This is a genomic window from Aliivibrio friggae (assembly GCF_057368515.1).
The window spans coordinates 649,487-662,574 of record NZ_CM170649.1 but is presented as its reverse complement, the minus strand read 5'-3'; the positions used below and the strand labels follow the sequence as shown (position 1 = coordinate 662,574).

The window sequence follows — 13,088 nt, the reverse complement described above, 5'->3', positions numbered from 1 at the left end:
AATAAACGTAGGATACTGAGGCTTATCAATTCAAACAGGACGTTTAAATGCCTCTCTTTCGAAAAATACAAAATTCAAAAATTCAATTAACCATTATTGGATTAATTGCCGCATTAATGGGGGTTGGTCAAAATGGATTATTGGTCTCTTTGCCTTTTTTGGTAAGCCACTCAGCTTTCTCTTTACCAACGTGGTCTATCGTTATTGCCATTGGTAGTTTTCTATTCTTACCATCAGCACCATTTTGGGGAAGATACAGTGATAAAAAAGGCCCTAAAAATGTGGTATTACAAGCATTGTGTGGCATGAGTATCAGTTTTTTACTTTTGCTTTCTTTTGCATTTTTAAGTGGTCATTACTCTGAAACAACAAACTATTGGTTAATCGGCTTAATATTAGCAAGGGTAATTTATGGCTTCACTGTTGCCGGAATGATTCCTGCAAGCCAACATTGGGCAATTCTAATTTGCGGAGAAAACAACAGACTAAAAGCGATCACCTCAGTCAGCATTGGGCTTAGTTTAGGTCGTCTTCTTGGTCCAGTATTATCCATTATTTTATTAAAGCTAGGGCCTTTCTCTCCACTAGCCATGATGGTGATTTTCCCGTTCTTAGCTTTTTTAATCGCCATTTTCTTACCTAGTCCAAAAATAATCGAAAGAACAACCAGCAATAACACGACGAAACATTCTTTTATTCCTAATCTAAATTTACTGCCTTACTTATTCACTGGCTTATCGCTTTGTTTAGCCATTGCTTTATTGCAATACAGTTTCTCGCCACTAATAGAAAATATCACTCAATGGGACACCAATAAAATCAGTGACACAATTGGCCTATTACTAACGATTAGTGCCGCTGTAACCTTAACAACTCAACTTGCTGTAATTAAAAAGAAAAAGCTTAAAGTTTCAATCATGTACCAATCAGGATCTTTATGTTTACTACTTGGGTTTTTACTCTTTTTGATTTCCAACATTTGGACACTAGGTATCGCAATGGCAATAAGTGCATGTGGAGCAGCATTACTCGTACCGGCTTATACATCAAAGGCCACAGCGATGGATCCTAACAACCCAGGGGTTGTTGCAGGTTATGTTTCTATGTCACACACATTAGGATATGGCATCGCTTCATTATTAGCTTATACATCTACGCTCTCCCCTATTTACCCTATCTATATTTGTATTCTATTTTCTAGTGGGATAATGGTAATCGCTTTTATGAAGCCTCAAATAACAAAAATAACCTTATAAACCTTTATTATCAGGGTGACGCGGACAATCTAAACACAGCTTTCGACCATCGCATTTATAAACTAAACAACAACTAGTACGAACCAATTTAAGTTTGTTAGTCACAGTATCAATCTTCAAGCTTGATAAATGCTTACTTGGTAATTCAAAAACCTCTAACCATAACTGAGCCTGTGCTATTAAATATTCACTCGATAATGTCGGCTCAAAGGATTGAAGCTTGATAATGCAATTAAGTAAACCATCTGCAATTAAATGATTAGTAAACCCTGGTCGAATACGGGTCCAATGAGAAATATCCTCTCGATATGAATCAAACAAAGTTCTTAATTGTAAAGCGGCGGTAGGGACGACATCTTCAGGAGAACCGAAGATCAGTTCTGAACGATGGAAAGTAAAACCTGAAATGAAATACAACTGAATTGATTGGCTCATATTTTTAATATCAGGGAGCGCATTTAGTCGATAAACAGAAATAAAACTAATATAGATAGGCTGCCAGCAAAGTAAATCCCATGTTCGAGTTAACCAATATGCATGACCGCCTTCAGGAGACTCTTGAGATAATTGCTCGTAAAGCCCCTTTATCGTTGTACTATTATCATGAACTATATTGATGTCGGCAATATCTGGGCTACTACCTTCAATTATATTACCTGAGAGATAAGGGGTTACTTGTTTTGATAATTTAAAAAGTGACTCAAAGTATTCATTCGTTGGCATATAGAGCGATCGTTATAAAATGTAAAAGCGAGGTTAATCATTCTATGATACAAATGCAAGTGGTTCGCATTTACATTTAACGCAGTTGCGGCCTGCTTTTTTAGCGTCATATAAACAATCATCTGCAATACTCAGTAACTCTTGAATCGTCATCTTAGGATCAGAAATTGTACTGACACCCATACTACACGTCATTGTTAACTCTTCATCTTCCACCAATACCGAGATATCTCTGATCACTTTTTGTAGCTTTTGAGTCACTATCAATGCTTGCTTATTGTTTTGCTCAGGAATAAGAATAACAAACTCATCACCGCCAAAACGTCCTAAAATATCTGAATCTCTCAAATTAGATAAACACGCCTCAGCAAAAGAAGTAATCATTATATCTCCTACCTCATGGCCATATTTATCGTTATATTCTTTAAAATTATCAATATCACACATAATAATAGAAAACGGCTGCTTGCTACGACGATAAGTTGCTAATACCTGAGATGCTTTTAACTCAAATGATCGACGATTATTAGTTCCAGTTAAGTAATCGTTATAGGCTAACTCTGAATATTTTTCTGTTTGTTCTTTCGTGCGATTCATATATTTAAGATTAAAAATAAGTAAACCCATAATAATAAAAAAACAGCTTACAATACTTAATAATGACAACGACAACATGGTTCCCCAATATTCTTGCTGTTTTGTCACGACAACAATAAATGGGAGATCTTTAATCTTACGAACATAAATGGTATCAACATAACCATCATTATAAATATCCGAGCTAAAAACCACTTCGCCTTTTTGATAAAACACTTCAAACACATCCGGGGACACTCTTGAAATTTCAATCGTTTTGCCAATTTCCACATTAGTTTTTGGTACTGACGCTAATAAATTAAGATTAGAGCTCAAAATTGAAATACCTGTTGATTCAGGTAAATTTAAGTGACGGATGGTCGAATTAAAAAAATTCAGGTTAGTCGAGATCCCAACCATTCCCGCAAAGTGACCATCATCATCAATTATTTTATGACCTTGCACTACAACGTTTCTCTGCTGTAAGTCACGAAAAGGAAGCGTGACTACAAGCTCTTGATCTTGATTTTTTTTAAAAGTTTTGCAGTATTCACGTTCAGAAAGGTCAATGTTTTTTAAGGTTTTACTGTGAGTTAATCTGCATTCTTTATCAATAACAAACGCCAAGATAGCATTTGGTAATGCATCTTCTTTTTCACGCAAATAGGCCAATTCAGCATTATGTTTTAATTGGTCTTCATTAAAAGTATGTAAACCATTGATTGATAAATCACTTACCATGTCTTTTAACACAAGAGAGGAATCATCAAATGACTTCGTTAACCACAACTCTACAAAACTTGCGTTGAGATGCAAGCGATCAATAACCCTTTCACGATCAGCCTTATATGCACTGTAAACATATGATAGTGAAAGGATAATCAAAAGAAAACCAATAATTAATGAGCTGTAAACAAATGCGTTTCTATTCCTCATACCTTCCCTATCATGTTAAAGCAATTCCATTTCGTCGCGGAATATAACATAGGATAGAAATTTGTAAAATCAATGAGGAATATTAATCTTTTCATCCAATTTAATATAACGATTTTACAGCGAATATATAGTTGCAACATCTAAAAGATATGACTAAATATTAACTTAATTTTTACTTGTCTTGGGTTATTATTACTCTAATCAACCGTTGCTGCATATTTCAATTAACTCTATTGCTATTTATATCATTGCCTCAGCTTAGAGTATCATAGGATTAATTTATTCCAGACTTCTTAATTGCTGTTTTTTTGTACACAAAAAGTGTGATCCTTCTTGCTTTTTAGGCCTCTTCTCTTTACTCTGCTTTCCATTAGGCAAATCTTACTTTGCTTCTACTTGTTTATAGGAAATCACCTTGAGCCAAACATCTTTCTCATCATTAGATCTAAACCCATCTCTTCTTCAAAACCTAGAAACTTTAGGCTACAACGAGATGACTCCAATTCAAGCTCAAAGCTTACCATTCATGCTGAAAGGGAAAGATGTCATTGCCCAAGGAAAAACGGGCTCAGGTAAAACAGCTGCGTTTGGTTTAGGCTTATTGGCTAACCTAGATGTAAAACGTTTTCGCGTTCAATCACTAGTATTATGTCCAACACGTGAACTTGCAGACCAAGTTGCGGTAGAAATCCGTAAGCTTGCTCGCTCTATCCACAACATCAAAGTTCTAACGTTATGTGGTGGTGTTCCATTTGGTCCACAAATCGGTTCACTTGAGCACGGTGCACACATCATCGTTGGTACTCCTGGCCGTGTTGAAGAACACCTACGTAAAGGTTATTTAAACCTAGACAACCTAAATACATTTGTTCTTGATGAAGCTGACCGTATGTTAGAAATGGGCTTCCAAGACGCGATTGATATGGTATTGGATCACGCACCAGCTAAGCGTCAAAACTTACTGTTCAGTGCAACGTTCCCACCACAAATCAAATCAATTGCAGATCGCATCATGAACGATCCGATCATGGCAAAAGCAGAAGACAAAGTAGAAAATACTTCTATTGAGCAGCATTTCTACAAAGTTGATGATTTTGAAGATCGCCTACGTGCACTTCAAATCCTACTGCTTAAGCATCGTCCTGAATCAGCGGTGATCTTCTGTAATACAAAGCGTGTTACTCAAGAAGTTGCTGACGAGCTTCGTCACTTTGATTTCAGCGTAACTGCACTTCACGGTGATTTAGAGCAACGTGACCGTGATAAAGCATTAGTTCGCTTTGCTAACAAGAGTACATCTATCCTAGTAGCGACTGATGTTGCCGCTCGTGGTCTTGATATCGAATCTCTAGATGCAGTAATCAACTTTGAATTATCGCGTGATCCTGAAGTTCACGTTCACCGTATCGGTCGTACTGGCCGTGCTGGTAAAAAAGGCATCGCATTAAGCTTATTCAATAACAAAGAAACGAACAGCTTTGCTCAAATTGAAGATTACATGAGCATTACTATTAATGATGAGCCGCTACCAAGTGAAGATTATCTAAATGAGCGTCCTCACTACCCTGAGATGGTAACGCTTTGGATCGACGGCGGTAAGAAAAACAAACTACGCCCTGGTGATATCCTTGGTGCATTAACTGGTAAAGACGGCGTTGACGGTAAAAAAGTAGGTAAAATCAACGTGTTTGATTTCCACGCTTACGTTGCCGTTCACAGCTCAATTGCTAAAGCAGCACTAGATAAGATCGCAACAGGTAAAATGAAAGGTCGTACGTTCCGCGTAAGCCGTATGCGCGGTTAATAGCAAATACAAAACAAGTAACGTCAACTAATGCCATACATCGCTTAGTTGACGTCACATACAAAAAAGGCCGAGTAGACATTTCTACTCGGCCTTTTTTAATTGCGATCAATTATTTATACCATTCTGGATAAGTAGTTGTTCAGATAATTGCGTAGGAAAAATCGATTAGAGCAAGGCATAAATTGCAGTAACTAGTTGATCTAATTACAAAACTTATAACTCAGATATAATCGATTTTAACAAGCAAGAATGATCAAATACTTATGTAGATTGGTATTACTACGATTGGTATTACACCGCTAATGGCATCTCGCTTGATGGTGGAATCGAATGCACTTTACGCAAGCCATACACCGCAAGTAACGCCATTAAAAACATAATTAACCCTACAGGCATTTGGCTATTAGCAGGGATCATAGAAGCCACCATTGTCGCTAAACCCGCACCCAAGTTTTGCATGCCGCCCAGTAATGCGCCTGCTGTTCCTGCGTGTTGTGGGAAAGGTGATAACGCCCCTGTTGTTGCAGCAGGAAATAAAATACCCGCGCCTAAGAAATACAATACTGCACCGCCAATTAGAGTTGGTGCTGTTGTTAATCCCATAATGCCAGGAACCAACACAATCGCCGCGCCTAAAACAATAGATACAAGACCGACATCTAATGACTTCTTCTCAGACCAACGCTTTGCAATCACACTTGATAAACCAGCACCCGCTAAATAACCAGGGATAGGTAAAATAAACAGAATACTTACTGTTGTTGCTGCTAATTTAAGTTTGCCACCTAGCAATACCCCTGCAGCCGCTTCAAATACTGCAACCCCTGCAAATGTAGCAACCAAGCAGATCAAATAGCCTTGAAATCGGTGCTCAGATAATACATGACGGTAACTCTTCAATACTGGCTCTTTACGACGCACTTCTAATGGCAAAGTCTCTTTCATTGACGTTGTCATTATGATCAATACCGCAATACTGAACAAAGCCAAGAATAAGTAGCTTGAACGCCAACCAAATGCTTCTGTTAAATAACCACCTAACACTGGAGCCAAAAGTGGTGAAAACATCATGCACATACTAATAATACTGTTAGTTCTATGTAGTTCATCACCAGAGAAGCAATCACGAGGAATAGTACGGCACATCACACCTGCAGCACCAATACCTAAACCTTGCACAAAACAGCCCGCTAAAAATAACGAATAATCATGAGCAAATAACGCTAGGATTGTGCCAGCAATATATAAAGTAAGACCTGATAAGATCACTACTCGACGGCCAATACGATCAGAAATTGGGCCGTAGAAAAATTGTGATAAACCATAAGGGATCAAATACACAGCCATAACCGCTTGTAATGATGCAGGGCTTACTTTGAATTCACTTGCCATGTAGCCAATAGATGGCACATACATAGTTTGGCTCATTTGACCAACAGCAACTAAAATAACGATCAGGAAACTGAACGTCGCAAGTGAATACGACTTTTGCATGACTGCTCTCCGAAAAACAGCAAATATTAATAAGATAAGTTAATTAGTTACATTACCTTATTAATTAAATAATAAAAATTGAATGAATAGAGCCGATATTATCCTGCCCTTATGGCGCGAGATAATAAGGTGATTCTATAAAACTGGCAATCAAAATCCGTTGTATTTCAGGAGAGTTTTTTTGTGACATTTGGATAAGTTTTTCTAATGCAAAAACCAATAAATTAACATATTGGGTTTTGCATTTTTTTAACAGAAAAATCGGCTAATATTGATAGATAACGACTTGATTACGTCCTAGTTTTTTGGCTTGATAAAGTGCTTCGTCAGCCTTATTTAGAACTTCCGTACAATCTCGAGTTGCTTTACTTACTTCAGCGACACCAATGCTACAGGTTAATCGAATGATACCGGCATCTGTCGCTATTTCTATCTTACAAATAGATCGAAGTAACTCGTTAAGTATAGCTTTAGCTTGCAATCCAGTGGTATTAACTAAAACCATTACAAATTCATCGCCACCTAAACGGGCAAATAAATCCCCATTAGTCACCTTAGCTTCGCAAATAAGGCTAAATTGTCGTAATACTTCATCACCAATATCATGACCATAGGTATCATTAATTTGCTTAAAATAATCAATATCAAAAAGGGCAACCGAGAACATACGATCCCTCTCATGATAAGCCGCGATATAATCCATCATTTTAGCTTTAAAACAACGACGGTTGCATGAGCCTGTTAAATCGTCATAAAGAGCTAGTTTAGAGTAATGCTGAGCCTTGATGTCTAGCCTAGAAAAGTAATTTACATTTTTAATCAAAAATAGAGTTAAGGCAAAAAGTAGGAAAATCACTGTTGCTATTGTGATATAAAGGGGCATAAACCAATAATTTTTCGCCTTTGTTACCAAAATAATAAAGGGTAAATCAGACGCCTTCTTAACAAAAACACCTTGATAAGCACCGTTATACTTTTTATTTGAATCAAACATTAATTCTTGGTTATATTTTAAGCCATTAATTTTGTCATAAGGCACATAATCAAAATCCATCGGCTCACCAATAGGTAAATACCTAGGTACAGTCGTCGCAAGTACTGTGAAATCACGACTCAGTATCGTAATGCTTGAGCCCTCAGATAAATTGGCACTTCTCAATGCTTTGGTAAAAAACGTAAAGTCAGTTAACAATCCAACAATTCCGGCAAACTCTCCTTTTTGATTGGTTATCCTCACTCCTTGTACTACAACATTACGATTGAGAATATCTTTAAAAGGCGCGGTAATAACTGATTTTATCTCACCGTCATTATTGCGTAATTTCTGGCAGTATTCACGAGAGGAAAGATCAACCCCACCGATGGTTTTCGTTTTTAGTAATACACAATCTTTATCTACCGCAAATACATGGATCGCATTCATTAACGTTTGATAGTGTAACTCAAAGACTTCTGCTTGCTCTTGATAATGGTTGTCAGAAAGGGCTAATTGAGCAAAGCCGTCTTGAGTTAAATCTTTAGATAATTGAGTCAATACAAAATTGGAGTGATTAAAAGCGGTTTGAAGCCAAATAGACACAAAGTTCGCATTAAACTTTAATTCACTTTCAATAAGTCGACTCTGCTTTTGATAACTCTTCACGACATAAGATACCGCGCAAGTGAGAGCAATGCACAATAGCAGCAATGACCCACCCAAAATAATTCGTTTTACCCTCATTTTTCCTCAAAACATTCACACTAGCGATCAATATTCACACGGTACATGAATATATTTTGCATAAAAATAAATCATTGTTAATTTTAATAACAGTATTAATAATGGTTCACTGTCTTTTAATTGATAATCTTGTTATCTAAAAATCTAGACACAACAGGCACAAAAAAGCCAGCTACATGAGCTGGCTTCTGTTTATCTTTTTTACCTAACCATTATTGCTGTGGTTGAGGCTTACGTGCTGGGCGTGGGCCTTGACGACGTGGCTTTGTGTTAGTTGTTGATGATCCACCAGTCTTTGGCTTTCCACCACTAAAGTTACTGCCATTTCCACGATTTTCACCGTTGCCTTTTGACTTTGGTTTTCCAGAGCTAGTTGGTTTGCCAGAACCCGTCGGTTTACCTGAACCTGTAGGCTTACCAATGATAGAACGTCTCTTATTATCCGCCCCACCTTCTTTTTTAGCGCCACCGTCTTTATTATCAGTATTACGACGTTGACCTGGCTTTGCACCTTGCTTATGACCATTACGGTTTTCGCCAGAGCGTTGACCATCTTTATGTTCTACACGTGGTGCGTGTGTTTTCTTTGGTTTCTTAGCTTTAATAGGGCGAGTATCTAATCTAGATTCTGGCACTTTCATTTCAGGTTCAAAACCTTCAAGCGTATGACGAGGTAAAACTTTTTGAATTAAACGCTCAATAGCGAATAACTCTTTAGCTTCATCTTCACTCACAAACGAAACCGCTTTACCCGTTGCACCAGCACGACCAGTACGGCCAATACGGTGAACATAATCTTCAGGTACTTTTGGTAAATCAACGTTAATAACTTGAGGCAGTTGTTCGATATCTAAACCACGAGCAGCAATGTCTGTCGCAACTAATACACGAACTTGACCTGATTTGAAGTTAGCTAACGCTTTAGTACGTGCGCCTTGGCTCTTATTACCATGAATAGCAGCCGCGCTAACGCCTTTCTCTTCAAGTGTTTTTGCTAAACGGTTTGCACCATGTTTAGTCTTACTGAACACCAATACTTGCTTCCAGTCGTTATCTTTAATTAGCTTAGTAAGCACACGTGCTTTTTTCGTTTTATCTACAACGTATACTGATTGTTCAACGGTCTCAGCGGTTGTATTGCGTTGTGCAACTGAGATCTCAACAGGGTTATTCACTAAGCCTTTTGCTAACTGACGGATCTCATCAGAAAACGTTGCAGAGAAAAGTAGATTTTGGCGATTCTTAGGTAATTTATTTAAGATCTTTTTGATGTCATGAATAAAGCCCATATCTAACATACGGTCAGCTTCATCCAGAACTAGGATTTCTAGTTGGTCGAATTTGATCGCGTTTTGGTTAGCAAGATCCAATAAACGACCTGGTGTTGCAACCAATACATCAACACCCTTACGAAGACGCTGCATTTGTGGGTTAGCTTTAACGCCACCAAAAACCACATCAGAAGTAAGAGGAAGGTTTACACTGTACTTTTCAACACTCTCATGAACTTGTGCTGCAAGCTCACGTGTTGGCGTTAATACCAATGCACGAACTTGATTAAACTTACGTGTAGGACCTTTTGATAAACGCTCAAGAAGAGGAAGAGTAAAGCCTGCTGTTTTACCTGTACCCGTTTGAGCTGCTGCCATAACATCCTTCCCTTCAATTACCGCAGGGATAGCTTGTAATTGGATTGGTGAAGGTGTGCTGTAACCTTGAGCTTCTACAGCTTTTAAAATAGGGGCAGATAAGCCCAGAGAGGTAAAACCCATACTAATATTTACTCTATAATGTTCATTAAGCGCAAAACTGCGAGCGCTGTAGGATACAGTAACTGAGAGATTACTCAATCTTTGATTACCATAACCCATAAAGTACCGTTATAAAAAAACCGAGCATAATAGCTCGGCCTTTTTAGTATTAATTGAAACGAATCAATTAATCTTCTAATTCCGCATTATGATAAACCTGTTGCACGTCATCACAATCGTCAAGTAGGTCTAAGAATTTTTGGAATTTCTCAGCGTCTTCGCCTGTAACCGCCATTGGGTTTTGAGGTACAAACGTAATTTCTTCCACATCTACAACTAGATCTGGGAATTCAGCAGCCAGTGCCGTTTTCACTTTAAAGAACTCAGTGTTTGGTGCGAATACTGTGATCACGCCATCTTCAAGTTCGATATCAGTCACGTCAGCATCTTGCATCATAAGCGCTTCAAGTACAGCTTCTTCGTCGTCGCCTTTAAACTGGAATACAGCTTGGTGATCGAACATGTGAGCACTTGTGCCTGGGCTACCAATTTTAGCGCCAGTCTTAACGAAACATTGACGAACATCTTGGAAAGTACGGTTACCATTATCTGTTAAACAGTCAACGATTACGCTTGCGCCGCCTGGAGCAAAACCTTCATAACGAGCGTGTTGGTAATCTTCACCACCGCCGCCATTTGCTTTGTCGATTGCTTTATCAATAATGTGTGTAGGAACCTGATCTTTTTTCGCTTTCGAAATAAGATGTTTTAGAGACAAGTTCATGTCTGGATCAGGACCGCCATTCTTAGCACACATGTAAATTTCTTTACCGTATTTAGAATAAACTTTGATTTTTGCGCCTTGTGTTTTAGCCATTGAAGACTTGCGCACTTCAAAACTTCTTCCCATCGGAATTCTCTCTTTGTTATTTATGGACTTAAAAAGTATCGGCAGATTCTACCAAATTACTGAGGCTGTAGGCTAGTAAAGATCAAGGAACCTTACGCTACGCCCATTTTTGATTTATATTTTTCGATAGATTGCTGAAAAAACAGGCGTTCTGTCTCATCTTCAAGCTTTTCTGCTTCAACAATCCAAAGGTCTGGGCCTGCTTTTGCATTTTTTACCTTCCAAACAAAGAACGCTGCTTGTTTATCAAGTTCGATTTCATTTTTTTCTTTTGGGGGTAATAGTGACAAGTTTTTCATAACAAGCTCATTTAATTAATCACATCTTATAATAGCCACAAAGTGTAATGCTTCATCGTTATATTATCTACCTCTAAAACTGCAGGGGACTTTTCTTACCGGCAACAAAAATGCGCCGTAATAGACGCATTAATAATAAAACACTGAAGGTATGAAGGTAGAACTTAAACGTTAATGGATAAGACCTAAGTCTCTGGCTTCTGAAAGCGTAAGACCACTTTCTCTAATTTCTCGCATTGCTTCAATACGACGACGTGCTTCTGTTCTCTTTTGACATTGCGTAATATCTGTAACTACTTCATCGGCAATTTCATACTTGCCTTTAATGTCGGTGATTTCACCGTGATCAATAGAATTAATAGACATAATAACCTCCTAAATCCATACTCTTCAGGTGTATATTTAGCAAAGCCGATTACGGTTGTTAAACCAATTTATCCCATAATGTGACCTGAGTAATATTTGTGATTTTTTTTCTAAAAAACACTATCTTTAATTATATCAGTTGAACTACATTTAAGGTTCTACCCTAGAGAAAAGTCATTGCGCAACATCACTTTTTATCCCTCTATTTTCCCACGACTTTCTTTTTCTTCTATTTGGTTTTTATTATTCGAGATATCTCACTATCTGAGTTATCCTAGTGCATATATTGATAAAAATAATGATACCTATGACCATCAACGCTATCGACATCACAGTCCTGACTGAATCATCGTCTACAGAATCTCTGCTAACATCAGCCTCATCAAATACCGCTTCTGGCATCACTTGTGAGAACTGCCAGGCGTGCTGCTGTAAATTAGAAGTGATGATCATTACCGACACTGGCGTACCAGAAGAGTATATTGATCATGATGATTGGGGAGGCGAGGTTATGTTACGCCTAGATGATGGCTGGTGTGCTGCAGTTGATCGCGAAACACTAATGTGTACTATTTATGAAAACCGACCGTGGATCTGCCGTGAGTTTGAAATGGCCTCTTACGAATGCGAAGAAGAGCGCAAAGAACAGGGCATCGATAAATAGACACCCCCAAAACTTGCTAGCCTATATAAAATCTATAATGTTTCTAAATAGGTTAAATACAAACGCGCATCAAACTCTAACTGGTGGTAGTCCGGCTCCATATGGCAACATAAGGCATAAAATGCTTTGTTATGTGCCTTCTCTTTAATATGAGCTAACTCATGCACCACCAGCATACGAAGCAATGGCTCAGGCGCTTTACGAAAGACACTCGATATACGTATCTCATTTTTTGCTTTTAACTTATTGCCATGTATACGTGACACGAACGTATGTAAACCCAGCGCATTATTTACAATATGAATTTTAGGGTCATACACCACCTTACTTAATGGTGAAGACTTTTTGATATACTTATTTTTTAATGCTTGAGTGTAATCAAACAATGCCTTTTCAGAGGTAATATCATGCATTGTTGGGTATTTATTCTTCACCCACTCCGCTAATTTACCATTCGCAATCATAGGCTCAACTTGTGCCAAAATATGCTCAGGATAGCCTTTTAAATAACGTAACTTAGTCATGCTTTATACTCATGATCTCATTTTACTCATAATGCGCTATTGTACCCTACTTTCTTTATCGC

General features: G+C 37.9%; 12 protein-coding genes. 3 read left to right on the top strand and 9 right to left on the bottom strand.

Going from position 1 to position 13,088, the window contains the following annotated elements:
* The first annotated feature begins 47 nt into the window (after positions 1–47).
* The gene (locus tag AC2INI_RS16400) at positions 48–1,256 is read left to right on the top strand and encodes an MFS transporter (RefSeq protein ID WP_486306432.1); all 1,209 of its coding nucleotides are present in this window, start codon (positions 48–50) and stop codon (positions 1,254–1,256) included.
* Here the strand turns inward: AC2INI_RS16400 and AC2INI_RS16395 are convergent.
* Both AC2INI_RS16395 and AC2INI_RS16390 read right to left on the bottom strand, forming a co-directional pair.
* The gene (locus AC2INI_RS16395) at positions 1,251–1,979 is read right to left on the bottom strand and encodes a siderophore ferric iron reductase (RefSeq protein ID WP_486306431.1); all 729 of its coding nucleotides are present in this window, start codon (positions 1,977–1,979) and stop codon (positions 1,251–1,253) included. The two genes, AC2INI_RS16400 and AC2INI_RS16395, sit on opposite strands and share 6 nt — an antisense overlap.
* A 42-nt stretch (positions 1,980–2,021) precedes the next feature.
* The gene (locus tag AC2INI_RS16390; RefSeq protein WP_122032507.1) at positions 2,022–3,491 is read right to left on the bottom strand and encodes a sensor domain-containing diguanylate cyclase; all 1,470 of its coding nucleotides are present in this window, start codon (positions 3,489–3,491) and stop codon (positions 2,022–2,024) included.
* 415 nt (positions 3,492–3,906) lie between these two features.
* Here AC2INI_RS16390 and dbpA point away from each other — a divergent pair, with 415 nt between their 5' ends.
* Positions 3,907–5,295 carry an ATP-dependent RNA helicase DbpA gene (dbpA, locus tag AC2INI_RS16385; protein ID WP_122032506.1) on the top strand — a complete coding sequence of 463 codons (1,389 nt, stop codon included), beginning with the start codon at positions 3,907–3,909 and terminating at the stop codon, positions 5,293–5,295.
* A 294-nt stretch (positions 5,296–5,589) separates the two neighbouring features.
* On the opposite strand, the gene emrD is transcribed toward dbpA, so the two are convergent.
* The 6 genes from emrD to AC2INI_RS16355 form a co-directional block, all read right to left on the bottom strand.
* Positions 5,590–6,792 carry a multidrug efflux MFS transporter EmrD gene (emrD, locus tag AC2INI_RS16380; RefSeq protein WP_122032505.1) on the bottom strand — a complete coding sequence of 401 codons (1,203 nt, stop codon included), beginning with the start codon at positions 6,790–6,792 and terminating at the stop codon, positions 5,590–5,592.
* Positions 6,793–7,057: 265 nt separating this feature from the next.
* Positions 7,058–8,371 carry a sensor domain-containing diguanylate cyclase gene (locus AC2INI_RS16375; RefSeq protein WP_486306430.1) on the bottom strand — a complete coding sequence of 438 codons (1,314 nt, stop codon included), beginning with the start codon at positions 8,369–8,371 and terminating at the stop codon, positions 7,058–7,060.
* 353 nt (positions 8,372–8,724) lie between these two features.
* Complete coding sequence (locus AC2INI_RS16370) at positions 8,725–10,284, bottom strand: DEAD/DEAH box helicase (RefSeq protein WP_486306456.1); 1,560 nt, start codon at positions 10,282–10,284, stop codon at positions 8,725–8,727.
* Positions 10,285–10,450: 166 nt separating this feature from the next.
* Entirely contained in the window at positions 10,451–11,173 is a 723-nt protein-coding gene (locus AC2INI_RS16365) for a YebC/PmpR family DNA-binding transcriptional regulator (protein WP_122032502.1), read from the bottom strand.
* 92 nt (positions 11,174–11,265) lie between these two features.
* Positions 11,266–11,472, bottom strand: coding sequence for a DUF3283 family protein (locus tag AC2INI_RS16360; protein ID WP_122032501.1), 207 nt, complete (start codon positions 11,470–11,472; stop codon positions 11,266–11,268).
* A gap of 171 nt (positions 11,473–11,643) precedes the next feature.
* A complete protein-coding gene (locus tag AC2INI_RS16355) occupies positions 11,644–11,838 on the bottom strand; it encodes a PA3496 family putative envelope integrity protein (RefSeq protein WP_122032500.1) in 195 nt (64 codons plus the stop codon).
* Positions 11,839–12,145: 307 nt separating this feature from the next.
* Here AC2INI_RS16355 and AC2INI_RS16350 point away from each other — a divergent pair, with 307 nt between their 5' ends.
* A complete protein-coding gene (locus AC2INI_RS16350; protein ID WP_122032499.1) occupies positions 12,146–12,502 on the top strand; it encodes a YkgJ family cysteine cluster protein in 357 nt (118 codons plus the stop codon).
* Between the two features lie 32 nt (positions 12,503–12,534).
* Here AC2INI_RS16350 and AC2INI_RS16345 read toward each other — a convergent pair whose 3' ends face one another.
* The gene (locus AC2INI_RS16345) at positions 12,535–13,026 is read right to left on the bottom strand and encodes a M48 metallopeptidase family protein (RefSeq protein ID WP_486306429.1); all 492 of its coding nucleotides are present in this window, start codon (positions 13,024–13,026) and stop codon (positions 12,535–12,537) included.
* Between the last annotated feature and the right edge of the window lie 62 nt (positions 13,027–13,088).

Coding starts and splice junctions, on each gene's coding strand:
- AC2INI_RS16350 (WP_122032499.1), top strand. CDS start 12,146: ATGACCATCAACGCTATCGACATCACAGTCCTGACTGAATCATCGTCT.
- AC2INI_RS16365 (WP_122032502.1), bottom strand. CDS start 11,173: ATGGGAAGAAGTTTTGAAGTGCGCAAGTCTTCAATGGCTAAAACACAA.
- AC2INI_RS16360 (WP_122032501.1), bottom strand. CDS start 11,472: ATGAAAAACTTGTCACTATTACCCCCAAAAGAAAAAAATGAAATCGAA.
- AC2INI_RS16370 (WP_486306456.1), bottom strand. CDS start 10,284: ATGGGTTTTACCTCTCTGGGCTTATCTGCCCCTATTTTAAAAGCTGTA.
- AC2INI_RS16355 (WP_122032500.1), bottom strand. CDS start 11,838: ATGTCTATTAATTCTATTGATCACGGTGAAATCACCGACATTAAAGGC.
- AC2INI_RS16345 (WP_486306429.1), bottom strand. CDS start 13,026: ATGACTAAGTTACGTTATTTAAAAGGCTATCCTGAGCATATTTTGGCA.
- AC2INI_RS16395 (WP_486306431.1), bottom strand. CDS start 1,979: ATGCCAACGAATGAATACTTTGAGTCACTTTTTAAATTATCAAAACAA.
- AC2INI_RS16390 (WP_122032507.1), bottom strand. CDS start 3,491: ATGAGGAATAGAAACGCATTTGTTTACAGCTCATTAATTATTGGTTTT.
- emrD (WP_122032505.1), bottom strand. CDS start 6,792: ATGCAAAAGTCGTATTCACTTGCGACGTTCAGTTTCCTGATCGTTATT.
- AC2INI_RS16400 (WP_486306432.1), top strand. CDS start 48: ATGCCTCTCTTTCGAAAAATACAAAATTCAAAAATTCAATTAACCATT.